We start from the raw sequence: 24,090 nt of genomic DNA, 5'->3' as shown, positions 1-24,090 counted from the left end.
TTTTTTAAACTTCAACCTCTTTTTCAGCTTGTTCTTTTTTATATTCCTCAGCAAGCTTATCGACTTCTTTTTTCAGTTCTTCAACCATAATGTCTTCAGGTACTTTACGGATAATTTCCCCATGTCTAAAGAGCAATCCTTCTCCTCTCGCTCCTGCAATCCCGATGTCTGCTTCTCTTGCTTCACCAGGACCATTAACAGCACAGCCTAGGACAGCAACTTTAATTGGTGCCTTGATTTTTGAGATGTACTCTTCCACTTCATTTGCAATCGAAATTAAGTCGATTTCAATTCGCCCGCATGTTGGGCAGGAAATTAATGTTGCTGCGTTTGATGCAAGACCAAAGGTTTTAAGCAATTCGCGTGCAACCTTCACTTCCTCAACTGGGTCTGCACTTAACGAAATACGGAGCGTACTACCGATTCCTTTGCTTAAAATAGCTCCTAAGCCTGCAGCACTTTTGACTGTACCAGCAAACAGTGTTCCGGATTCAGTAATCCCTAAATGAAGAGGATATGGTATTACTTCTGCAGCCTTTTCGTATGCTTCAATAGCTAGCTTTACATCAGACGCCTTTAAGGACACGATAATGTCATGAAAATCCAAATCCTCAAGAATCTTGATATGATGTAGAGCACTTTCTACCATACCATCTGCTGTAGGATAGCCATATTTTTGTAGGATATGTTTTTCAAGTGAACCAGCATTAACACCTATTCTAATTGGAATGCCTTTTTCTTTAGCTGCATTTACTACAGCTTCGACTTTTTCTCGTTTGCCAATATTCCCTGGATTGATACGGATCTTGTCAGCCCCGCCTTCAATGGCTTTAAGAGCAAGACGATAATCAAAATGAATATCAACTACTAGAGGAATATTAATTTGCTTCTTTATTTCAGGAATTGCATTCGCGGCTCTTTCATCTGGACATGCTACGCGTACAACTTGGCACCCTGCTTCAACGAGACGTCCGATTTCATTAACAGTCGCTTCAACGTCATGTGTTTTTGTGGTGGTCATAGATTGGATTACAACTTCATCCTTACCACCAATTGTAAGATTTCCAACACGAACCTGTCGTGTTTCTTTACGATGTGTTATTTGAGACATAAATAACGCTCCTTTACGTCATTCGAATAAAGTTTAAATAGACAATATCTTAATACATTATAAGGGCTTTATTCGAAATTGAGAAGTAGGAGAGCTCGAAAAGTCTTTTTTTCTACAGATAAAGTTATTTAGGGGATAGTGTAAGAAATCTAGATGTCCGCACATTTTTTGTTATTCCTCAATATATTCCGGAAAGAAATAGGTCTCTCCAATTCTGATGTTATGCGGGTCAGCATCAGGGTTTAAGGTTTGGAAATCTTCAAGTATCTTCTGGATAGGAATGGAGCGACTATTCACTTTTTCAGCAATAGATAACACTGTATCTCCTGCAGATACGGTGTGTGATACGGGCTTGTAATCAACTTTAGCTTCGTTATTTTTTTCTTTATTGACTTGTTTTTCCTTCTTAGCTGGTACTTTTACCTCTACGTCGCTTTCCGCTGTGTTATTTGCTGTGCTAGAAGTTGAAGTGGCAATCCCTGTGGTCATGTCATGTATAATGCTCCTAGCAAATAATATGAGTAATAAAATGAATATGATTTTTTTAAATTTAGTCACGGCGTTCCCCTCCAGAACGATTTATTACTTATAAGTGAAACCTTTATGTTTATTGAATCGTATATAATATTTAGCTGAATTACGCCTTAAGTTGTACATGAAAGGGGAGTGGAAAGCTTGTTATTTTTAACTTCTAGTTTAGGTGCTTTTATTCTTACTTTTTTAGGAATGATGCTATTAATTGGTGAGTTTTTAGTAAAATTACGTGGCGTATCTGGTGCGTTAGGATTCGGTTTTCTATTCCTTTATTTTGCTACGTATTTATCCCCTGCTAATCTGCTTATTGCTAGCGCATTTTATTTATTAGCGATAGCATTATTAATTATTGACGGAAAAATCCTTAATGACGGCACGTTGTCTGTAATAGGTGTCATCCTTATGTTATTTATTGTTGGTTCTGTAACCTCTAGCTGGTTAACGGGCTTGTATGGGGTTATAGGAGTAATTCTAGGGATTATGTGTAGTTTCCTTTTTTTAAAGGTATTTCCTAAACGAAATATGTGGGACAAAATTACGCTGTTTGATCGATTAACTAAAGAAGCGGGATATAATTCCATGAATGAGTCCTATCAAGAGCTTATTCACCAAAAAGGAATTGCCGTAACAGACTTGAGACCTACAGGAACCATAAAGATTGGTGAACGGGAATATAGTGCAATTTCAAATGGGAAGTGGGTTGGAAGTGGTGAAAAAATTGTTGTTACCCATGCAGATGGAACGAAAATTATGGTGGATGTCGTAGAAGGTTAAGAAAATTTTAACAAAGGCTTAACCCTTTATTTACAATGTGGTGTCATACTTGACCATAGATGTGGTAAAGCATGAGGGGGAAGCCTTTTGAAAATACTGAAAAAGCAGACACAAAATATTTTAGCCAAATTTAAAGGATTCAAATTTAAAGGATTCAAATTTAGAGGATTCAGATTTAAAGGATTAGAACTTACATTTCCATTACGATTGATTTTTATGGTACTGACGTTATTTATTCTTTCTTTATCAATTATAGGAGGAGTATCCTATTCAAAAGTCAAAGAAAGCCAAATGACTTTAGTAAATGAGAGGCTTGAACGTGAAGTATTTATCATGAGAGAGATGGCTAGAAATTATAAATACGCCTATTTGGAAGACGAACATCTTTTTCAAGAGCAGGTTCTTAGTGCAGCAGAAGACCAAAAAATAAAATTAATGCAAAATGATTTAAGTGCCCGCTTGTTACTAATCAGTAATGATGGAACTTTTCAAGAGGTTAATAATAGAAGATTATCTAGTGTAAGTATTACAGATGAAATCATCCAAAGAACAAAAGACAGTGATGAACATTCTTTTATAGCTGATTGGCAAAATCGAGAGTGGCTTTTTACATTTGGTTCGATTCAAGAACTTCAAGGTACATTTGTAATTGCAGTGCCAACAAGTGATATTGCTGCATCTGCAAAATCATTAGCTAACTATTTTTTAATGGCTGGAATCATAAGTGTAATTATTATTTCTTTCATTATTTCATTTATTATGAAAAAAATGACTAGCCCATTAACAGACTTACGGAATGAGATGAAAAAGGCTCGAAATGGAGACTTGAAAAATGTAGCATACACAAACAGTAACATTCCTGAAATACGTTCTTTAAGTAAAAGTTTTAAAATGCTTATGGATCAAATTTCTTCCATGTTCGATAACATCGATAATGCGGTAACGCAGCTTAATGTTACAGGTGATGAATTGTCAGCTTCTTCAGGGGATTTAACTTCAAAACAAAATTTCATGAAACAAGATTTACAAAACGTGATGGATAATTCCAAAAAAACACAATCTACATTTTCAACTTACGAAGAAACATTTATGGAGCTAACAAAACTAATGGATTTGCTTTTAACAGAATTTAGAACAATGAAGGAGAAGCAAAATGACATGAATGAAACGGTTGAATTTGGAACTTCAGGAGTAACAGCTATAATACATGCCCTTGAAAAATCACATACAGCCATTGAACGTTTATCGTTTAAAATAGAGGATTTCCAGGAATACTCCTCCAATATCAAGGAAGCGGGTAGTATGATACGTGATTTAGCAGATCAAACAAGATTACTTTCTCTAAATGCTAAAATAGAAGCTGCAAGAGCTGGTGAATTTGGGAAGGGATTTGGAGTAGTAGCTTCTGAAGTTGGAAAGCTTGCAGAGGATTCGAGATCCGCTGCCATTGAAATTGATCAAAAAGTAAATGATACAGTTCAAATAGGGGAATTCTTTACCAAGGAATTTCATTTATTAGCCAAAGAATTATCCATTCAATTACATAATGTAAATGAATCAAGTAAAATGTACCAAGATTTATCTTCAGCTATTCAAGTTGTTAACAATCAAATAAGCCGTTCAACGGATGAAGTAGAAAATACCATAGCAGTAATACCTGAGTTAGAACAAGCCTTTCAAAACTTACATCAGAATACAATAGATACCATACAATCTGTAGAAGCCTTATATGAAACAACTGAGTTACAGCAAAAAATTATGGATGAAACAGAAGACATTCGAATTCAGTTAGTAGCGCTAGGACAATCCTTATCAACGCTTATAAGAGAATAGTTAATATCTTTAAAAAATCCCTTTTTTTTAAGGGATTTTTTATTGTCAGTCGGGGAAATTAACTAACAATACTCAGTTATTTCCAAAAAGGAATGTTAAGATAATGTAAATTTTGTAGAAAATCCTTTACAATCTTTTTCTTTTTCTTTAATAATGTAGAAGGCATGATAATAATAGATATAAAAATTGATCTTGGATAAGGGGTTGAATGTTTTGGAACTTGATGTTCAAACACTAATATTTCAATTTATTGGTGGTCTAGGTATTTTCCTATTTGGTATTAAGTACATGGGAGATGGTTTACAAAAAGCTGCTGGTGATCGTCTCCGTGAAATTTTAGATAAATTCACATCCAATCCATTTATGGGTGTCTTAACTGGTGCTATTGTTACGATTTTAATTCAAAGTAGTTCTGGGACAACTGTTCTTGTTGTCGGTTTAGTAAACGCAGGTTTTATGACACTTAGACAAGCCATCGGGGTTGTTATGGGTGCAAATATTGGTACAACCGTTACAGCGTTTATAATTGGGATTGATGTCGACGAATATGCGTTGCCAATCATAGCACTAGGTGCGTTTTTAATCTTTTTCTTTAAAAATAAGAAATTTACGTATTTTGGACAGGTTCTCTTTGGCTTAGGGGCACTTTTTTATGGTCTTTCCTTAATGTCCGATGGTATGAAACCACTTAGGTCATTACAAGCCTTTCAGGACTTAACATTAAGCATGAGTGAAATTCCGCTATTAGGGGTTGTAGTAGGGACTTTATTTACTGTAATAGTTCAAAGTTCAAGTGCAACAATCGGGATTTTACAAGGTTTATTTGATCAAGGCGCTATTGCTTTAGATGCAGCACTTCCTGTTTTATTTGGGGACAATATCGGTACTACCATTACAGCAGTTCTTGCAGCATTAGGTGCCAGTGTTGCAGCTAAACGAGCAGCTCTAACCCATGTTATTTTTAACCTGCTCGGTACAACGATCTTTTTGATACTACTTATTCCATTTACACATTTCGTTGAATTTTTACAGGCACAATTAGACTTGAATCCTAAGGCAACCATCGCTTTTGCTCATGGTACGTTTAATTTCACAAATACTTTTATTCAAATTTGGTTTGTAGGGATACTTGCCTTCATCGTAACCAAAATCATACCTGGGGAAGATTCTTATGTAGACGCCAAACCAAGGCATCTTGATCCCCTTATCGTTCAGCAGTCACCATCAGTTGCGTTAGGGCAGGCAAAAGAGGAATCACTAAGAATGGGACAATTAGCCATAAAAGGTTTGGAAGAAACGAGCAACTATTTAAATACTAAACAGCAAAAACATTCTGAAGTGGCTCTCTCGCTGGAAAGTGCTATTAACAATTTAGATCGAAAAATTACTGATTATTTAGCTAAGATTTCAAGTTCATCTTTAACTGAATCAGAAGGGAAATTACACTCTTCTATTGTGGATAACATTAGAGATATTGAACGAATAGGTGACCATTTCGAAAATATTGTGGAGTTAGTGGATTACAAGATCTCTAATAAAGTAAATCTTACTGAACAAGCTATGGAAGATTTAAATGAAATGTATAATTTAACTCAAATCACAGTTAAGCAGGCATTAGAGGCTTATGAGAACTCTGATCATAAAGCAGCGCTTGAAGTGATTCAAAAAGAAGAAAAAATCGATAGTATGGAACGAAATTATCGTAAAAAACACATTTTGCGTCTGAATGAAGGGGTCTGCTCAGGATCGGCTGGAATTGTGTTTGTCGATATTATAAGTAACCTTGAACGTATTGGTGATCACGCTGTAAATATTGCGCAAGAGGTTATTGGAAAAGAAAATAATAACGAATAAGTATCTATATAAGACTAAAATCCCATACAAAATTAAATGTATGGGATTTTAGTCTTTATCTAGGAAAACAAAAAAATCCTTGAATCATGAACGTGGACATGCTATATTACATTTGTTCTCAAAAAAATTCTTTTTTATAATTTTTGTTGACAGATGTCTATAATCATGTTAAATTATATCTTGTCGCTGAAAATTGTATTGAAACATTTTTGGGCGAACTACTTTTTCTTATTCCACCGTAGCTCAGTGGTAGAGCAATCGGCTGTTAACCGATCGGTCGTAGGTTCGAATCCTACCGGTGGAGCCATATGGCGGCGTAGCTCAGCTGGCGAGAGCGTACGGTTCATACCCGTGAGGTCGGGGGTTCGATCCCCTCCGCCGCTACCAAACTACATATGGCGGCTGTGGCGAAGTGGTTAACGCACCGGATTGTGGCTCCGGCATTCGTGGGTTCGATTCCCACCAGTCGCCCCATAAATAATACTTTAGGACCCTTAGCTCAGCTGGTTAGAGCTATCGGCTCATAACCGATCGGTCGCAGGTTCGAATCCTGCAGGGTCCACCATATGTACGGAGGAGTACCCAAGTCTGGCTGAAGGGATCGGTCTTGAAAACCGACAGGGGTGTCAAAGCCCGCGGGGGTTCGAATCCCTCCTCCTCCGCCAGAATGGCTCGGTAGCTCAGTCGGTAGAGCAACGGACTGAAAATCCGTGTGTCGGCGGTTCGATTCCGTCCCGAGCCACCATGATTTAGAAAATGAATTCTCCTTTCCAAATAGAGTAATGTAAAGCAAGCAGATTAACTGCTTGCTTTTTTATTGTCTGAATGTAATGGATATAATTTACATGATAGGCAAAAATCTATAGCAAAATTGTTGCATCAAAAAGAATCCCTTGTTAATCTTAATTATAGGGAATAACACTACTTAGATATTGTTTTCCTATTTCCATTACATATAATAAGGAGGAATTTACAATGGCTAAATTTGAATTACCAGATTTACCTTACGCATACGATGCTTTAGAGCCTCACATCGACAAAGAAACAATGAACATTCACCACACAAAGCACCATAACACTTATGTAACAAAATTAAATGGTGCACTTGAAGGACAAGCAGATCTACAAGATAAGTCACTAGAGGACTTACTTTCAAACCTTGATGCTGTACCTGAAAGTGTACGTACAGCAGTACGTAACAACGGTGGAGGACATGCCAACCACAGCCTGTTCTGGACTATACTTTCTCCAAATGGTGGAGGAGAGCCTACTGGAGAGGTAGCTGAAAAAATCAATGCTGCTTTCGGTAGCTTTGACAAATTCAAGGAAGAGTTTGCTGCTGCAGCTGCAGGCCGCTTCGGTTCAGGCTGGGCTTGGTTAGTTGTAAACAATGGTGATGTTGAAGTCACAAGCACTCCAAACCAAGATACACCACTTATGGAAGGTAAAACACCTATTCTAGGTCTTGATGTTTGGGAGCATGCTTACTACCTTAAATATCAAAACAAGCGTCCTGACTACATTTCTGCATTTTGGAATGTTGTAAATTGGGATGAAGTAGAAAAACGCTATCAAGCAGCTAAATAATATAAGAAATTTTAAGGAGCAGAGGGAATAATCCTCTGCTCCTTTTTTAATTTTATGAATCACTTGTTTCCCCCTTTTCACTGAATATATAGGGTTATGTTGAAGAAAATAATATATAGAGAAAAGGGGTTTTAATATGGGTTCAAGGTTAAAAGCTATTGTAGGTCATGTTGATATAAATCGTGATTTAATTCTTTTGCTTGCCATCGGTGGATTGTATTCGGTTAGTATTTTTCTTTCCAATACTTTTGTGAACATTTTCCTTTGGAAACAAGCAGGGAATTATGGCACTATAGCCTTTTATAATTTAGCTGTATATATCTTACAGCCGTTAACATTTATCTTAGCTGGAAGATGGGCTAAAAAAGTGGACCGTGTTATTGTCTTACGTTTAGGTGTGACTTTTTTATCCCTTTTTTTTATGACGGTTTTAATGGTTGGAGAGCATGCAGCAAAGTATAACATTATATTAGGTGGTATCTTAGGAATTGGGTATGGATTTTATTGGCTAGCATTTCATGTGTTAACCTTTGAAATTACTGAACCTGAAACTAGGGATTTTTTCAACGGTTTTTTTGGCTTGCTCCAATCATTTGGTGGGATGATTGGCCCATTTACAGCAGGGCTCATTATTTCTAAAATGGAAGCCAATACGGGTTATACAACTATTTTTACCATTTCGCTTATTTTATTTGTCGTTGCTGTTGGCTGTAGTTTCTTCATTAATCGAAGAAGCGCAGAAGGGGAATATAATTTTCGCATCATTTTAGCTGAACGTAAACATAATAAAAATTGGCTTCGCGTTTTGCAGGCTAACTACTCTCAAGGTCTTCGTGAAGGGATATTCCTATTTGTGATTGCCATTTGGGTATTTTTAATTACAGATAGCGAACTAGCCTTAGGAACCTTTAACTTAGTATTTTCTGGTTTTTCATTCTTCTTTTATTATATTGCAACAAGAATGATTAAACCTCATCTAAGGAAAAAAGGAATCCTGATTGGTGGGGTAATCCTGTACGCATCTATATATTTGATTATATTCTTTCCAAGTTATACTGTATTGTTAATTTATGCAGCGATTATCGGTGTGGCTTATCCAATTATTTATGTGCCTTACTTTTCCATATCTTATGATGTGATTGGTACATCAAGAATGGCGAAGGAAAAACGAATTGAGTACATTGTGGTAAGAGAATTGTTCTTAAATTCTGGTCGAGTAAGCTCAATTCTTTTGTTTTTACTAATTACCTTTATTTTTGATGCGGAGAAAAGTATTCCTTTCCTTTTAGGTGGAGTGGGAATCGGTCACCTATTAATTTCCTTTTTCTTCCGAGACATTCAATTCTCTCCGAAAAAACCTAAGGAAACCGTGGACAAGGAGAATGAACCCTTAATTAATAAAGAGGTTACGGAAGAAGAAAATCGATAGAATAACCTATAAATCGACATTTCGTGTTATAATAATTTAGCAGGTACAACATGAAATAAGGGGAGGGGAGCCCTTTGCCAAAAAAGAGTAAAACACATTTACCATTACGGTTAAATATATTATTTTTTCTAATTTTTATTATGTTTGCCTTTTTAATTGTGCAGCTAGGGATTGTTCAAATATTACATGGGGAAGCAGCACAAAAAGAAATTGAACGTACAGAGGATACAACGACTGCAAACCCGGTCCCGAGGGGGAAAATGTATGATCGATATGGCCGTTTATTAGTTGATAATAAGCCTTTATATTCGATAACCTACACACCGCCTAAAAATGTACAGCCTAGTGAAAAGCTGGATTTAGCAGAAAAGCTTGCCCAATATATTGATAAAAACACAGATAAAGTAACAGAGTGGGATAAAAAAGATTATTGGGTAATGCAGAATAGAGAAGAGGCATATAGTCGTTTGACACCAGAAGAACAGGAATTAAGTTCAAAGGAGCAATACTATGCCGTCATTGAAAAGGTAACAGACGAAGATATTAAAGAAATAAATGAAAATAAGCAAGTTCTCGAAATTTTAGCCATAAAGAGGGAATTGGATCAAGCTCCTGCACTAACACCGCATATTATCAAAAACCAAAATATTTCCGAAAAAGAATATGCGGTTGTGGCAGAGCATTTAAGCGAGCTACCTGGCATTAATGTATCCACCGACTGGGAGCGAGAAAAAGTCTATGGAGAGACATTTGCAAACTTTATTGGTGGGATCTCAGACCATGGCGATGGCATTCCAAGAGAGAAGGTAGATTATTATTTGTCTCGTCAATACAGTCGAAATGACCGTGTGGGTGAGAGCTTTTTAGAGGAAGAGTATGAAACTGTTCTCAAGGGACAAAAAGAGCTTATAGAGCATGTTACTGACCAGAGCGGTAAGTTAATTGATTCTGAAGTAGTTCGAGAGGGTAAGCAAGGGAAAAGCTTAAAACTAACGGTTGACATCGAATTGCAGGAAAAAGTTGATAAAATAATAAGGGAAGAAATGAAAAAAATCATCGATAAGTATCCAAGAAATAAATACTTAAAAGATGGATTAGTTGTGATGTCAGATCCCAAAACAGGTGAAATTTTGGCCATAAGCGGCCAAAGATATGATCATGAAAAACATGAGTTTACTGATCAATCCTACCGTGTAGTTTATGATGCTCATCGTCCTGGTTCAGCGGTAAAGGGTGCAACGGTTTTAGCTGGGTATGATTCAGGGGTTATTAACATAGGAAGTTCTTTTTATGATGCACCAATTAAAATTAGTCAAACACCTGAAAAAAGTTCATACATCACACTTGGGCATGTGAATGATTTGGAGGCTATTGCAAAGTCTTCAAACGTATATATGTTTTATGTAGCGTTACGAATGGGTGGAGATTATACCAATTATCGCTACGCTCAGAACGTCCCATCTAAAGTGAAGGATAGCGATAAAACCTTATTAGAGCTAAGAAATTATTTTAAACAATTTGGTTTAGGCGTTGAAACAGGTGTGGATCTTCCATATGAGGCAACTGGATATAAAGGTGATTCCCCAAATCCTGGTCTATTAATGGACTATGCGATTGGACAGTATGATACGTTTACGGCTTTACAATTAAATCAGTATGTATCGACCATTGCAAATGGTGGATATCGAATTCAGCCACATTTAGTAAAAGGGATATACAACTCTAGTTCAGATAATGGCCTTAACTCTTTATACAAAAGTATAGAGCCAAAAGTATTAAATCAAATTGAAATGGATGAAAAATATATAAACCGGGTGCAGGAAGGATTTAGAAGAGTGTTCCAGCATCCTAATGGAACAGCTGACCATGTTTTTAATAGTAAATCGTATAACCCGGCGGGAAAAACAGGTACAGCCCAAAATGAAATATATGCACCAAATGCAAAAGGAGAAATAGAAAAAGTAGCAGATGTTGAAAACTTAACCCTAGTAGGTTACGCCCCTTATGATGATCCAGAGGTTGCTTTTTCCGTAATTGTTCCAAATGTAGGTTTGGAATCTGGAGACGGGATTAACCTACAAATTGGTAGCCGAATTTTAGACGCTTATTTCGATCTGAAGGAAGAGCGACAAAAGAATGGGATTTCAATTAACAATGAACAGGAAAATAATGAGAATGACTAGGAGAATGGATAAAGTATCCATTCTCTTTTTTTGGATTTACGAAACCTTTACATTCTATTCATACGAGATTAATAGTTAAAACTTATGATAGTTTATGTAGGAAATGATAAGACATTCAAAACTAGGGGGAGAGACAAATGCAAAAGTTGAAACGATTCGCCGTACTATTCGCCATGATGTTTGTAGTTGGAGTGATTGCAGCATGTGGACAAACAGATGGGGAAGATGATGAAACAAATGCAGAGTCAGACACAACAGAGCAAGCCAATGAAAGCAACAGTGGAGACTCAGGTGAAGCGGAAGCAGTAACCGGTACAGTAAAACTTGCAGGTTCTTCAACCGTTTTCCCAATAATGGAATATGCAACTTATGAGTTCACTCAAGAAAATCCAGAAGTAAATACACCGCTTGAAAGCATTGGTTCTGGTGGAGGCTTTGAGCGATCCACTAAAGGCGAAATTGACTTCAGTAACGCATCACGACCAATTAAAGATGAGGAAAAAGCTATCGCTGAAGAAAATGGTATTGAGTTAATTGAAACAGTTCTAGCTTATGATGGACTATCGGTAGTTGTGAGTCAGAAAAATGACTTTTTAGAGGAGCTCACAGTTGAACAACTTCGAGATATTTTCCTTGCAGAGCGTGAAAATAAAAAGTGGTCTGATATTGATTCATCTTGGCCTGATGAGGAAATCGTAATTTATTCACCAGGACATGATTCTGGTACATTTGATTACTTTAATGAAGTAATTTTAGAAGAAAAACCGATGCGTGAAGGAGAAGGGGTTACCCTTTCTGAGGATGATAATTTACTTGTAAGAGGAATTCAGGATGACCCATATGCGATTGGCTATTTTGGCTATGCGTACTACTTGGAAAACCAAGACACTTTAAAAGCATTAGCTATTGATGGGGGAGATGGACCAGTAGCTCCAAATGGAGATACCATCCAAGATGGTTCCTATAGCCCATTATCTCGTCCACTGTTCACCTATATTAACAAGGCATCTTTAGAAGAGAATAAAGCCGTTCAAGCCTTTACAGAATTCTTATTTACTGGCGCTGCTGGTGCAGGTGCAGAGCAAGTCGGCTATGTTCCACTTACTGAAGATGAGTACCAATCGCAATTGAAAGAGTTACAAGCTATTTATCAATAGGATTATGACTATGAGGGCAGGAAAACCTGTCCTCATTTTCCCTTGAATAAGTTTTGATTACTTCATAGAGCTTTACAAGTTGAAAGGAGTTTAGAGCGATGGAGCTTCATAGAACTGAGTCGCAAAGCTTTACGATTAAAGCTAAAATCCAAGCAAAAAAAGAAAGACAGCAAACCCTTAGAAAAATAGAAAAATTAATCCCTATGTTTTTGTTTTTATGTGCGGTGATTTCCGTATTAACGACATTAGGCATTTTATATACCTTATTAAGCTCAGCCTTTACTTTTTTTAGTGAGGTTTCAATTTCGGAATTCTTTCTTAACACAGATTGGAAGCCATGGTCAGGTTCATTTGGAATTCTCCCATTAATCACAGGCACACTACTGATTACGCTAATTGCAATTATCGTTGCCATTCCACTTGGACTAGCGGCTGCCATTTTCTTAAGCGAATATGCCAGTGATCGAACAAGGAGAATTGTAAAACCTCTACTAGAAATTTTAGCTGGTATTCCGACCGTCGTGTATGGTTTTTTCGCATTAACTTTTGTGACACCGATCTTACAAGGGTTTTTATCTGATGTGAAAATTTTTAACGCCTTAAGCGGAGGAATTGTGGTCGGGATTATGATCATTCCGCTAATTGCTTCACTTTCTGAGGATGCGATGAATGCAGTGCCAAACAGTTTACGCGAGGGTGCCTTTGCGATGGGCGCGACTAGATTTGAAGTGGCTATGAAAGTGGTTGTACCTGCAGCCCTATCTGGTATTATATCTTCGTTTGTACTTGGAATATCTAGAGCAATTGGGGAAACCATGATAGTTACCATTGCGGCGGGTCAGTCGCCAAATTTAACGTTTGACCCGACTCAGTCCATTCAAACCCTAACCTCATTTATTGTTCAAGGTACATCAGGTGACACCACTTATGGATCAACCATTTACTATAGTATCTATGCAGTCGGTATTACTTTATTTGTCTTTACCTTACTGATGAATTTAATTTCCCAATATATTGCAAGGCGTTTTAGGGAGGAATATTAATGACAAACCTCAATAAAGATACATGGTCAAAAAAATTGAAGCAAAGACTGAGGAAAAACAAAGTTTTCCATGCACTTTTTTTCATTTCTACTTCGATAGGATTAATTGTTTTAGCCATGCTTTTATATCGTGTTCTATCTCAAGGAATGGACACACTTTCCTTTGATTTTGTTAAAAATTTTCCTGCCCCCTATCCAGAACGAGCGGGAATTTTTGCTGGATTGATAGGTTCCCTTTATCTTATGGGAATTGTAGCGGTCTTTTCCATTGTAGTAGGCATTTCAACAGCTATCTATTTGGAGGAATATGCACCTAAGGGGAAAATGACTAGCTTTATACAAAGTAATATACAGAATTTAGCGGGTGTTCCCTCTGTTGTATTTGGTTTACTTGGATTAACCATATTCGTTTATGTAATGGGATTTGACTATTCACTTCTTTCTGGTGGATTAACGATGAGCTTGTTGGTTCTTCCAATCATCGTCGTTGCTGCTCAAGAAGCCATTCGTTCAGTCCCCAAGGAGTTAAGAGAAGCATCTGCAGGCATGGGAGCTACAAAATGGCAGACCATTTTGCGGGTGATTCTTCCGGCTGCTTTACCTGGTATGATTACGGGCTCAATTCTTGCTTTATCCAGAGCAATTGGGGAAACAGCTCCATTATTAGTTGTCGGGGCAACAGCGGCCATCTATACCTTACCTGATTCTGTATTTGGCTCATATACTGTGATGCCGATTCAAATTTATAGCTGGATTAGTAGACCAGGTGATGAGTGGCCTTTATTAGCAGCAGCAGGAATCATTGTGTTATTGGTTGTCTTATTATTAATGAATGCTGTCGCCGTGTATATTCGAAATAAATTTCAACAACGTTATTAGGAGGATGTTCAAAATGTCATTAATCGCAAAGCCAATGGTAAACAACACAAGTGAACAGACAGAACAAGCCAAGAGTAAAGTGTTTGAAGTGTCAGGCTTAAATTTATGGTATGGAGAAGACCAAGCGCTTAAAAATATTAATATGAAAATTGTGGAAAACGAAATTACAGCTATTATTGGACCATCTGGTTGTGGAAAATCTACCTTTCTGAAAACCTTAAATAGAATGGTAGAAATGGTGCCAATTGTTAAAACGTCTGGGACGATTAAATATAAAGGTGAAAATATTTTTAATGCTAAACAAAGTGTAGAGGATTTACGTACGCATGTTGGGATGGTTTTTCAAAAGCCCAACCCTTTCCCAAAATCGATTTATGAAAATGTAGCTTATGGTCCGAAAATCCATGGAATTAAAAAGAAAAAGGATTTAGACCTAATCGTTGAAAAAAGCTTAAAAGATGCAGCCATCTGGGATGAAGTGAAGGATCGTTTACATGAAAATGCATATGGGTTATCAGGAGGACAACAGCAGCGCCTATGTATAGCCAGATGTTTAGCGATTGAACCTGATGTGATTTTAATGGATGAGCCAACTTCAGCACTTGACCCAATTTCAACTTTAAAAGTAGAAGAATTGGTTCAGCAATTGCGAGAAAAGTACAGCATTGTGATTGTGACTCACAATATGCAGCAAGCTGCCCGCGTTTCCGATCAAACGGCCTTTTTCCTTAATGGAGAATTAGTGGAATTCTCAAATACTGACAAGCTATTTTCGAATCCTGAAGATAGACGAACTGAGGATTATATTACTGGACGGTTCGGCTAATAAAAAAGGAGGAGTAACCATGACGATAAGAAATCAATTTGATGGTGAGCTAAATGAGGTAAAGACCTTAATTCACGAGCTTGCAAATGGTGCTGATAATGCTTTGAAGAACGCAGTTGAGAGTCTATATCATAGGGATGTAGAAAAGGCACAAGAGGTGGTTGACAGGGATAATGATCTTGATAAAAAAGAATTGGATATTCATGACAAGACCATTCTATTAATTGCCAAGCAGCAACCTGTCGCAAGTGATTTAAGGAGATTGGTTATTGCTCTAAAAATCTCATCCGATATAGAACGGATGGCGGATCACGCAGTTAATATTGCAAAAGCGACAATACGCCTTGGGGAAAACCATGGCCTAACCGTCCACCCGAAGATTAGTCAAATGGCAGAAAAAGCTCGAGATATGGCTTCATTAGCTATTAAGGCCTTTGAGTATGAGGATATTTCACTCGCCAGACAGCTATCAGGGCTGGATGACGAAATCGATGAAATGTATGGACTGGTCATTCGTGAAATGCTGGATGAAACAGCGTCAAATCCACAGATGAACCAATATATAATGGAAATGGCATTTAGTGCAAGGTTTATTGAAAGGTATGCTGATCATATTACGAATATAGGAGAAAATATTTTCTACCTAGTAAAAGGAGAAACGTATAATTTAAATGATTAACAAATGAAATGAAAATAGCCTTAAACAAAAAAAGCACAGTTGCTAAAATAAAGGGTCCGTTTTCAGGTGCATATAGCTTAAATGACATATAAAATGACGCGATAATTGGTCGCGTCATTTTTCCTTTTATATCAATTTTTGATCATTTTAATATAATTTGACACACAAAATGACAGTTGTTTTTTCATAGGACAATAAGCATTGTACACGCAAAATAGTACGTCAATTTCGGTGCCATTTAGAATGTAAATTAAACCGATTTCATTCCAAAACATCCCATTTACTTGATATAATTATAAAAAAGCTTGTTGAACTAAAGAAGCAGATTTGTTGAATAAAAGGTTTGTATTTGAAGAGAACTTTAAGGAGGATATAAGTGAAAAAAGTGATTTTATTTTTGGTATGTTTATTATTGTTGATAGGTTGTTCTTATGAGACCGCAAAAACATCCAAACAAAATTGGGAAGAAAGCGCTACATTTGTTAGAAAAAGTGGATTTGTTTTTCGTATAGGCGATAATGGAAGATTTGGCTTTGGAGAATATGGTCCCTTTATTGCAGGTGAAACCCAAAAATATATGTGGCATTTTTGGGGTGACGCAGATACGTTAACAAAGCCATTTAAAGTAATCGGTGTTAGTAAAGAAACAAGTGAAAAAATAACTGTTCTTCAAAAACAAAATAATATGAATACTCTTGCTCCTAATAATGGTGCAGATCATCACTTGCCTTCTTATATGGAGTTACCAAATCCAGGGTTATGGAAGTTAGAAGTTTATTTCGGTGATGAATTGTTTGGGAATATTATTGTGAACGTAATAGAGAAATAAATACAGACCTTGTTTATCTAACGGGGGCGTTTCTGGAACAAGCAGGAACGCTTATTTTATTATCGAGGCAGGATTATAATAAAAGATAATAACATTAAAAATTTTGTTTAAACAATTGGGATAGGAGGATTCTATGAAAGACTGGCACGTTATTTTTCTTGGGGCTTGTATTTTAATTGGCGCATTTTGGATAGGTATTGCAATTGATGGAGTCAATATGAACATTAGCGATTTAATTACAGCCGTACAGGGAGTTGCTGATACAATTGAATATATATATAACAATAGCAATAAGTGAATCACTACACTTAAAGTAATGGGAGCTTTAATTTAAAAGGATCGTCTTATGATGTAAGACGATCCTGATTTTTTATGATGACATTTAGTGTGTCATTTCATTTACCAATTTAGGTGTCATTTATATGAATATTTTTAAAAATGCACCTCAAAACGGAACGCTTTATTGCTAAAACTGTGCTTTGCAAATTTCTTAATTGGTCAATACTTCGGCAATTTCATTATGGCTCATTCCGGATTGAATCTCAAATGTGCCAATTTGTATGAGTCTTGCATAATCGTTTTCTTCTAAATATTGTTCAAATTCCGTTTCGTTGTCAATGATGCCTTCCTCAGCGAGTTTAGAGGATATTTCATTAATCATCATTCCTGGTGTAACCTCAATTGTAATGGTTTTAGGCTCTTCTGAATTAGTTTTTTCCTCAGCAATTTCCTTATCATCTTTTTCTGTGTTTTCGTCATTACCCTTGTCTGACTGTTGTTGGTCATTCTTATCTTGTTGTTGCTTTTGAGATTCCAACGTTTCATTTAGTTTAGTCCATTCCTGCTGTTCAACGGTATGATACCCTTCATTTGCTAGGAAGGTTGTTGCCTCTTTGACGGTTAAGGCCTGCTGGCTTGTTGAATCATCATCCATTAGGTAAATAACCCCAATTATGAGAGTAGCAGTTAAAATACCCAATGAAAAGGAACGTAATGCATATTTCATTGAGCATCATCCTCGCTTTTCTCCATTGCACCTGGATAAATTTGTTGTAAGATAGCTCGTACATCATGCACCTTTAACGCTGTACTATTGGCAATTTGATCAATTGAAAAACCTACATCATGTAATTTTTTAATTTGATCATATACAGGTGGTTGCTTTTCATCAGACGAAGGTGTTGGTATGTCGAGGTCCGATGATACGGAATCCGATACTAATAATTCTTCTTCTAATACTTTCATTTTGTTTTTCAGACGATAAGTTTCTTGTAGCGTAGATATGGAAACATCTTCAATTTGATCCTCTAGATCCTTAAATTTGTCATTTGTAAAGAAAGAGAGGATAAAAAGAATAATCCCAACTACGACTAATGTGATTAATGTGAAAATCATGATAGTCCTCCTTTTAATCTATTCTAGTTATATCATATAATGGTGGAGTAGAAAATGAGGGATTATTACCAATTTCTTTTCCATTTAATAGATTCGTTACTTAAGATTCATTACTGGGGGTAATTTCTAATAATGAACTCTTGAATATATGTCGAAGCTTTGGTATTATGTATTAGTCTTACGATAAATGAAATGAAACGCTATGTACTGATATTGGAATGGAGGGAAAGAATCATGCGTGTACAAGTGACTCTAGCGTGCACTGAATCAAGTGACCGTAACTATATTACAACTAAAAACAAAAGAAACAATGCAGAACGTTTAGAATTAACAAAATTCTGCCCTCGCTGTAACAAACATACGTTACACCGTGAAACTAAGTAATAAAAATTAGAGTGTTTGGAATTCCGGTTATAGGGATTCAGACACTCTTTTTATATATAAAGAAATCTAAGGAGATAAAGATGGAGAAAAAACAACTACGTCAAAAAGGCAAACAAATTCTATCAGAGATGACAAGTTCTAAGAGAGAAAAGGTCTCTAAACAGATTGCAGAACATTTTCGAAAGACATCTTGGTGGCAACAAGCAAATGTAATGGGTGCAACTATTGCTCAAAGACATGAAATCGACACTACATACATAATTGAATTTGCGTGGAATTCAGGTAAGACTGTAGTGGTTCCTAAGTGTTTCCCAAAACAAGATCATTCGATGGCATTTTATCAAATTACGGATTTTAACCAGCTAGAAAAAGTGTACGCCGGATTATTAGAGCCAATCCCTTCTGAAAGTACCTTATATGAAAAGAAAGAAATTGATTTACTCCTTGTTCCTGGATTGTTATTTGATCAGAAGGGTTATCGGATTGGTCATGGTGGGGGATATTACGATCGCTATCTAAAAGGTTTTAATCATACTACGGTTTCAATAGCCACAAAACAACAAATCACCTCAGAAGTACCCCACAACGAATATGACATCCCTGTACAGCACATTATCACGGAGGATGGTGTCCTCTATTAAGTTTTACTCATTAGTTGTATATTTTGATAAAATATACAAAACCTAAAGGTAACTTCAATGAAGGGGTGTATGATGTGCGCTATTTCATCTGGGTATGTCTATTAGGTGTGGGTATATTTTATCTCTATGAACGACGCTTTAAAGTCATGAAATTTATTATATCTGTTGATATACTACGTAAAACCTTTACCAGGTTATTTATAAACTTACCTGGAATGAGAAAAAAGTTTATGGAATCTACTTTTTCACGTTCAGCTTCATAGTGCTGAACGTTTTTTATTGGTAAAAGGTTATATGAACCTTGAAGGAAAGAAGTACGTGAATGATTCCGAATTGACTGTTTTCGTGGTATGATAGGAGTTAGGGAGCGTGAATTCATGTACATTTATGATGAATATTATTTTTGGAGCATTGCTCACCAATTATTAGTTAAACATGAATTTAATTTGTTGCAGGTGAATGAACAAAACCAGGAAGTATGGCTCGAAAAATCCATGCAAAAAAAGTCTGTTGTGATTCGCTTATACTTGAGAAGTTTTGACTGGGCCAACCATGTAAAACAGGACCTTGCAACAGTCATGCAAAGAGTAAGTAATATTCAAAAGGCATTAAAACATAAAGATATCACTGTACATAACGTTTACGTTGCAGAAAATGGACCTGTGGATGATTGGGAGTCGTTAAAAAAGCCACATAAATTAAAAGATAAGAAAAATATATTGGTTCAGTCTTATTATTTAGAGGAAAGCGTAAGAAATAGTGAGTTGAATCGTTTGTTTGATACACTTAATCTTACAGGACCTAATATGTCAGTTGATGAAAAAGATCCTGAAGAAACTGCAAATCAAGTTCATCGTCTGAAGCATCAAATGATGAAATATCATCACCAAAAGAAAAAAGAAATTGAATCTCTTTTTACATATGGCAAGCCTAGATTTACCTATTTTCTGTTAGCCGTCAATATCATTATGTTTTATTTATTAAGCACAACTCCAGGTGGATCAACGGATACAAAAAATTTAATTAATTGGGGAGCTAAATTTAATCCTTATATATTGGAAGGGGAATGGTGGCGAATATTTTCATCCATGTTTCTCCACATAGGTGGTTTACATATTTTTATGAACATGATTGCCCTCTACTATTTAGGCAATACTGTGGAACGAATGTACGGTAGCATAAAGTTTGTGTGTATCTATATATTAGCCGGGCTTTTTGGAGGTATGGCAAGCTTTGCACTTAATGATGCTGTTGCCGCTGGTGCTTCTGGGGCGATCTTTGGATTGTTTGGTGCGCTGCTATTTTTTGGTCTCGTCAACAAAAAACTGTTTTTTCAAACGATGGGAAGTAACCTCTTATTTATTATCGGTTTAAATATTTTTCTAGGTATCAGCGTGCCTAGTATTGATAATAGTGCACACGTGGGCGGGCTTATAGGTGGCTTTTTGGCCGCTGCTATGGTACAGATGCCGAAACGTAAAAAAGCACTCATTCAATTAAGCTCTTTTGTGTTGTATGCGGTGGCCATGGTTGGGTTAATGTTTTATGGAATAGAGCAGTCTGACACAAGCAACAGTCCACAAACGGCAGCTGTTTTAGCTCAAGAGTACTTGGAGGAGGAGCGTTATGATGAAGCCATTGATTTGTTATCAGTTGCAATACAGGAAAACGAAAACAAAAATGAACTACTATATTTTAACCGCTCCGTCGCTTATTACTACACGAATAACATGGATAATGCCCGCAGTGACCTAGAAACTGTCATTGAAATAAATCCTGAGTTTGCAGAAGCTCATTATAATCTTGCACTTGTTTATAGTAATCTTGATTTGTATGATCAGGCATATGAACACGCTGAGCAGGCAGTAAAGTTAAAACCAGACCAAAAAGACTGGGTTGACTTTAAAGAGCAATTAACTGAAATCAGGAATTCTTTGAATTAAACGATGATGCTGTCCGCTTGGATCTTTAAATAGTACAAAAATAAATTCTCCTTTATGATCAACTAATATAATCGGCATATAAGTATTAATAGCCTTAAATTCATGATCGTTATGACTTGGAATTCCGGTTACATAATTTTTATAAAGTCCTTCCCATAATTGACCAATGACTTGTCTAGTTTGTTCGTTGGTTAAGGTCGGGAAGGAATTATTTTTATATTTCCATAAATTGACTAGCGGAATTTCTAAAAAATCTTTTGCTGAAAGATCGTAGTAGTTCATCAGTTCATTCCAATAGTAGTTGAGTGTTTGATTTTTTGCATGATCTAGTGTTTGCTCCCACTCTTTTTCATTCTTCTCAACAGGTTCCTTGAAGGATTCTAGTGGTGCGTGAGGGGAGTCAATGACATATAGCTCATCATAAGTCATATCTTGAATACTTTTTATGACATCATCAGGATAATGAACTTCTCCATGATGAAACGTAATGGCTTCATAATGACTACTATCCTCACCATTTACAACAGTCTTTTGGGTGAGCGCATTCGCTTCTTCCTTCCATTGATTTAATATCCCCTTTAGTTTTCCATCTACAAAAAGAAGTGAAATGTCTTGTCTTAGATATACGGGTTCTGTTAGTTGCGAATAAATGTCCCATTGAATTTTATAAGAATCTTCATCCATTTCGGTAAGTAATTTTAAATTAGTGGACGTTTCCGTAAATTCTTTGCTTTCATCAAATGGAAAGTATTTGATTACTTTTTGCTCCTTGCTATCAAAGTTCACAATGATTATGGATAAGATCAGGGTGATGAGTAATACATAACTGATATTTTTCATGACATCCATTCCCTCTTTCTTATAGCCTGTCTTCATTTAAATGTATGACCTGTTTTTTACCGATATTCTTTTTTGAAGACGGATTATTTCTACTGTGTATGTATGTTTACTACAAAATAACGAAAACTAATTTTTAGTAGAAAAAAAGCAGATAGGTGAGTCTATGTCAGAAAAACAACCCATAATGAAGAGCTTTGAACGCAATATTGAATATATGAAAGAACGCCTTGGTGTGGACAAAAGCTTTGACATTATTCATCTAGACTTGGAATATGCCGAGAAAAGAATGGCTATGTTTATGGTGGATGGATTTGTTAAGGATGACATTTTGCATTATTTAATGAAACTCTTAGCAAAGCTTGAACCGGAGCAGTTAGAGCCAGATCCATTTGAGAAACTGTTAAAAAAATATATTCCTTATGTTGAGATTGATTTTGTTGATGACTTAAATAAAGCCGGGGATTTAGTTTTATCAGGACCTACAGCTTTATTTGTTGAAGGGCTTTCCAAAATCATTATGATTGACGCACGTACTTATCCTGTAAGAGGGCCAGCAGAGCCTGACTTGGAGCGAGTAGTTCGAGGTTCTCGTGATGGATATGTAGAAACGATTGTATTCAATACTGCTCTTACGCGAAGAAGAGTGCGTGACCGTTCACTTAGGATGGAGTATTTGCAAATTGGAAGGCGCTCTAAAACAGATATTTGCTTATGTTATATAGATGAAATTGCCGATGATCAAAATGTTGAACATCTTAAGAAGACATTAAAGGCGATTGATACTGATGGGTTGCCAATGGCTGAGAAAACAGTTGAGGAGTTTTTGGAAGGAAGGCATTGGAATCCATACCCAACCATTCGTTACACGGAAAGACCTGATACAGCTGCAGCTCATCTCTATGAAGGGCATGTCTTAGTTATTATTGACGGCTCTCCTAGTGTGATGATTACACCAGCCACTTATTGGCATCACTTACAACATGCAGAGGAGTACCGGCAAAAGCCAGCTGTCGGTTCTTATTTACGATTTGTCCGTTTTATTTCAGTTTGGCTATCTTTATTTGTATTACCTTTATACTATTTGTTATCGACAGACCCCAATCTCTTACCAGCGGGTTTGGAATTTATTGGACCTAGTAAGCCGGGTGTGTTGCCGCTGATAGCACAATTTATCATAGCCGAAATAGGGATTGATATGCTCCGAATGGCTGCGATTCACACACCTTCTTCACTCGCAACAGCACTAGGTTTAGTTGCGGCTATAATGATTGGACAGGTAGCGGTTGAGGTTGGACTGTTTTCCAGTGAGGTTGTACTATATTTATCCATTGCTGTGATGGGTACATTTGCAACCCCAAGCTATGAATTGAGTATGGCCAATCGGTTAGCTCGAATTATTTTTCTATTGGTTGCGAGTTTCTTTGGACCAACAGGTTATGTCGTGGCAATTACGATTTTTCTTCTGTATTTATCCAACATCAAGGCCTTTCATATTCCATATTTATGGCCTTTTATGCCATTTGACTTTCGAGCGATTCGAGACATTGTAATACGTGCACCTATGCCACTCAAAAATAGACGACCAAGTTTTCTTGATCCGAAAGACCCAGACCGCTAATTGTTAGCGGTCTTTTTAAAGGCTGTTTTCGTAAACGTTGGTGCTTTTATACTTTGAGGTTGATAGAAACTGCGACGTAGTTATAAGCTTTAAGACTCGCAAAGTCGTTCAGATGATGAGTGCATGTTTATCGTTTCAGCAGTATTTTTTCGATTGTCATGAGTGAGTCGTGACGACCGAAAAATTGGCAAGGAGCCAAATATGGGTGTCATGAGAGGTTCATGACGACCCAAAAAACAGCAAGGAGCCAATAACAGTCGTCATGAGGGGTTCATGCCTTACAACTCTTATTTATATTCCTTTTTCAACCGTTCGTTGTTATAATAGGTCCAGGTGATAATATGAATACAATTTATGACGTTCAACAACTACTTAAAAAATTTGGGACAATCATTTATATTGGCGACCGACTTGCTGATTTGGAGCTCATGGAAAATGAGATAAGAGAATTATATCAGGCACAATGCATCACAACAAAAGAATATCAAATGGCTATTTTATTGCTACGTCAAGAGGCATCACAGTATAGAGATCAAACAAAAGGGTGACAAA

Annotated in this window: 23 protein-coding genes and 6 tRNA genes; 24 read left to right on the top strand and 5 right to left on the bottom strand. The window is 36.6% G+C overall.

Annotated features, from left to right (window positions below; translation table 11 throughout):
- Positions 1-4: 4 nt before the first annotated feature.
- Together ispG and GH754_RS09670 are read right to left on the bottom strand one after the other, a co-directional pair.
- Positions 5-1,102 carry a flavodoxin-dependent (E)-4-hydroxy-3-methylbut-2-enyl-diphosphate synthase gene (ispG, locus tag GH754_RS09675; RefSeq protein WP_323741964.1) on the bottom strand — a complete coding sequence of 366 codons (1,098 nt, stop codon included), beginning with the start codon at positions 1,100-1,102 and terminating at the stop codon, positions 5-7.
- 180 nt (positions 1,103-1,282) lie between these two features.
- Complete coding sequence (locus tag GH754_RS09670; RefSeq protein ID WP_153728507.1) at positions 1,283-1,669, bottom strand: LysM peptidoglycan-binding domain-containing protein; 387 nt, start codon at positions 1,667-1,669, stop codon at positions 1,283-1,285.
- 117 nt (positions 1,670-1,786) lie between these two features.
- On the opposite strand from GH754_RS09670, the gene GH754_RS09665 reads away from it, so the two are divergent.
- The 19 genes from GH754_RS09665 (at position 1,787) to GH754_RS09575 (ending at position 17,015) form a co-directional block, all read left to right on the top strand.
- Positions 1,787-2,419: an NfeD family protein gene (locus tag GH754_RS09665; RefSeq protein WP_228550208.1), complete on the top strand. Its 633-nt coding sequence runs from the start codon at positions 1,787-1,789 to the stop codon at positions 2,417-2,419.
- Between the two features lie 87 nt (positions 2,420-2,506).
- Positions 2,507-4,252 (top strand): methyl-accepting chemotaxis protein, encoded by a 1,746-nt coding sequence (locus GH754_RS09660; protein WP_153728506.1) that lies wholly within the window; start codon positions 2,507-2,509, stop codon positions 4,250-4,252.
- A 213-nt stretch (positions 4,253-4,465) separates the two neighbouring features.
- The gene (locus tag GH754_RS09655; RefSeq protein ID WP_153728505.1) at positions 4,466-6,106 is read left to right on the top strand and encodes a Na/Pi cotransporter family protein; all 1,641 of its coding nucleotides are present in this window, start codon (positions 4,466-4,468) and stop codon (positions 6,104-6,106) included.
- A gap of 232 nt (positions 6,107-6,338) precedes the next feature.
- A tRNA-Asn gene (locus tag GH754_RS09650) sits at positions 6,339-6,413 on the top strand.
- 3 nt (positions 6,414-6,416) lie between these two features.
- A tRNA-Met gene (locus tag GH754_RS09645) sits at positions 6,417-6,493 on the top strand.
- Positions 6,494-6,504: 11 nt separating this feature from the next.
- A tRNA-His gene (locus tag GH754_RS09640) sits at positions 6,505-6,580 on the top strand.
- A gap of 14 nt (positions 6,581-6,594) precedes the next feature.
- A tRNA-Ile gene (locus GH754_RS09635) sits at positions 6,595-6,671 on the top strand.
- 7 nt (positions 6,672-6,678) lie between these two features.
- Positions 6,679-6,771, top strand: a tRNA-Ser gene (locus GH754_RS09630).
- Positions 6,772-6,775: 4 nt separating this feature from the next.
- A tRNA-Phe gene (locus tag GH754_RS09625) sits at positions 6,776-6,851 on the top strand.
- Between the two features lie 230 nt (positions 6,852-7,081).
- Positions 7,082-7,693, top strand: coding sequence for a superoxide dismutase SodA (gene sodA, locus GH754_RS09620; protein WP_153728504.1), 612 nt, complete (start codon positions 7,082-7,084; stop codon positions 7,691-7,693).
- A gap of 136 nt (positions 7,694-7,829) precedes the next feature.
- Positions 7,830-9,122, top strand: a complete 1,293-nt coding sequence (locus tag GH754_RS09615) for an MFS transporter (RefSeq protein ID WP_153728503.1) — start codon at positions 7,830-7,832, stop codon at positions 9,120-9,122.
- A gap of 74 nt (positions 9,123-9,196) precedes the next feature.
- Positions 9,197-11,305: a peptidoglycan D,D-transpeptidase FtsI family protein gene (locus tag GH754_RS09610; RefSeq protein ID WP_228550207.1), complete on the top strand. Its 2,109-nt coding sequence runs from the start codon at positions 9,197-9,199 to the stop codon at positions 11,303-11,305.
- Positions 11,306-11,442: 137 nt separating this feature from the next.
- Positions 11,443-12,462 carry a PstS family phosphate ABC transporter substrate-binding protein gene (locus tag GH754_RS09605; RefSeq protein WP_153728502.1) on the top strand — a complete coding sequence of 340 codons (1,020 nt, stop codon included), beginning with the start codon at positions 11,443-11,445 and terminating at the stop codon, positions 12,460-12,462.
- 98 nt (positions 12,463-12,560) lie between these two features.
- Positions 12,561-13,505, top strand: a complete 945-nt coding sequence (gene pstC / locus GH754_RS09600) for a phosphate ABC transporter permease subunit PstC (protein ID WP_153728501.1) — start codon at positions 12,561-12,563, stop codon at positions 13,503-13,505.
- Positions 13,505-14,383 carry a phosphate ABC transporter permease PstA gene (gene pstA, locus GH754_RS09595; protein WP_153728500.1) on the top strand — a complete coding sequence of 293 codons (879 nt, stop codon included), beginning with the start codon at positions 13,505-13,507 and terminating at the stop codon, positions 14,381-14,383. The genes pstC and pstA overlap by 1 nt, the downstream gene beginning before the upstream one ends.
- 34 nt (positions 14,384-14,417) lie before the next feature.
- Positions 14,418-15,209: a phosphate ABC transporter ATP-binding protein PstB gene (gene pstB / locus GH754_RS09590; protein ID WP_407690665.1), complete on the top strand. Its 792-nt coding sequence runs from the start codon at positions 14,418-14,420 to the stop codon at positions 15,207-15,209.
- Positions 15,210-15,228: 19 nt separating this feature from the next.
- Positions 15,229-15,888: a phosphate signaling complex protein PhoU gene (gene phoU, locus GH754_RS09585; protein ID WP_153728498.1), complete on the top strand. Its 660-nt coding sequence runs from the start codon at positions 15,229-15,231 to the stop codon at positions 15,886-15,888.
- Positions 15,889-16,264: 376 nt separating this feature from the next.
- Positions 16,265-16,717 (top strand): DUF4871 domain-containing protein, encoded by a 453-nt coding sequence (locus tag GH754_RS09580; protein ID WP_323741950.1) that lies wholly within the window; start codon positions 16,265-16,267, stop codon positions 16,715-16,717.
- 133 nt (positions 16,718-16,850) lie between these two features.
- Positions 16,851-17,015, top strand: coding sequence for a hypothetical protein (locus GH754_RS09575; protein ID WP_153728497.1), 165 nt, complete (start codon positions 16,851-16,853; stop codon positions 17,013-17,015).
- Positions 17,016-17,207: 192 nt separating this feature from the next.
- Here GH754_RS09575 and GH754_RS09570 read toward each other — a convergent pair whose 3' ends face one another.
- Together GH754_RS09570 and GH754_RS09565 are read right to left on the bottom strand one after the other, a co-directional pair.
- Positions 17,208-17,723 carry an MltG/YceG/YrrL family protein gene (locus GH754_RS09570; RefSeq protein ID WP_228550206.1) on the bottom strand — a complete coding sequence of 172 codons (516 nt, stop codon included), beginning with the start codon at positions 17,721-17,723 and terminating at the stop codon, positions 17,208-17,210.
- Positions 17,720-18,112 carry a hypothetical protein gene (locus GH754_RS09565; protein WP_153728496.1) on the bottom strand — a complete coding sequence of 131 codons (393 nt, stop codon included), beginning with the start codon at positions 18,110-18,112 and terminating at the stop codon, positions 17,720-17,722. The genes GH754_RS09570 and GH754_RS09565 overlap by 4 nt, the downstream gene beginning before the upstream one ends.
- A gap of 234 nt (positions 18,113-18,346) precedes the next feature.
- Here GH754_RS09565 and rpmG point away from each other — a divergent pair, with 234 nt between their 5' ends.
- The 3 genes from rpmG (at position 18,347) to GH754_RS09550 (ending at position 21,080) form a co-directional block, all read left to right on the top strand.
- Positions 18,347-18,496: a 50S ribosomal protein L33 gene (gene rpmG / locus GH754_RS09560; RefSeq protein WP_153728495.1), complete on the top strand. Its 150-nt coding sequence runs from the start codon at positions 18,347-18,349 to the stop codon at positions 18,494-18,496.
- A gap of 80 nt (positions 18,497-18,576) precedes the next feature.
- Positions 18,577-19,137, top strand: coding sequence for a 5-formyltetrahydrofolate cyclo-ligase (locus GH754_RS09555; protein WP_153728494.1), 561 nt, complete (start codon positions 18,577-18,579; stop codon positions 19,135-19,137).
- A gap of 377 nt (positions 19,138-19,514) precedes the next feature.
- Positions 19,515-21,080, top strand: a complete 1,566-nt coding sequence (locus GH754_RS09550) for a rhomboid family intramembrane serine protease (RefSeq protein ID WP_194841324.1) — start codon at positions 19,515-19,517, stop codon at positions 21,078-21,080.
- On the opposite strand, the gene GH754_RS09545 is transcribed toward GH754_RS09550, so the two are convergent.
- Entirely contained in the window at positions 21,051-21,920 is an 870-nt protein-coding gene (locus GH754_RS09545) for a hypothetical protein (RefSeq protein ID WP_153728492.1), read from the bottom strand. The two genes, GH754_RS09550 and GH754_RS09545, sit on opposite strands and share 30 nt — an antisense overlap.
- Before the next feature lie 163 nt (positions 21,921-22,083).
- Between GH754_RS09545 and GH754_RS09540 the strand changes: the two genes are divergently transcribed.
- Both GH754_RS09540 and GH754_RS09535 read left to right on the top strand, forming a co-directional pair.
- Positions 22,084-23,538, top strand: a complete 1,455-nt coding sequence (locus GH754_RS09540; RefSeq protein WP_153728491.1) for a spore germination protein — start codon at positions 22,084-22,086, stop codon at positions 23,536-23,538.
- Between the two features lie 341 nt (positions 23,539-23,879).
- Positions 23,880-24,086 (top strand): YqgQ family protein, encoded by a 207-nt coding sequence (locus GH754_RS09535; RefSeq protein WP_153728490.1) that lies wholly within the window; start codon positions 23,880-23,882, stop codon positions 24,084-24,086.
- Positions 24,087-24,090 lie beyond the last annotated feature (4 nt).

The organism is Salinibacillus xinjiangensis, assembly GCF_009649735.1.
In the GTDB taxonomy this organism is placed as follows: Bacteria; Bacillota; Bacilli; order Bacillales; family Alkalibacillaceae; genus Salinibacillus; species Salinibacillus xinjiangensis.
This window is presented reverse-complemented; position numbering and strand designations above follow the sequence as displayed.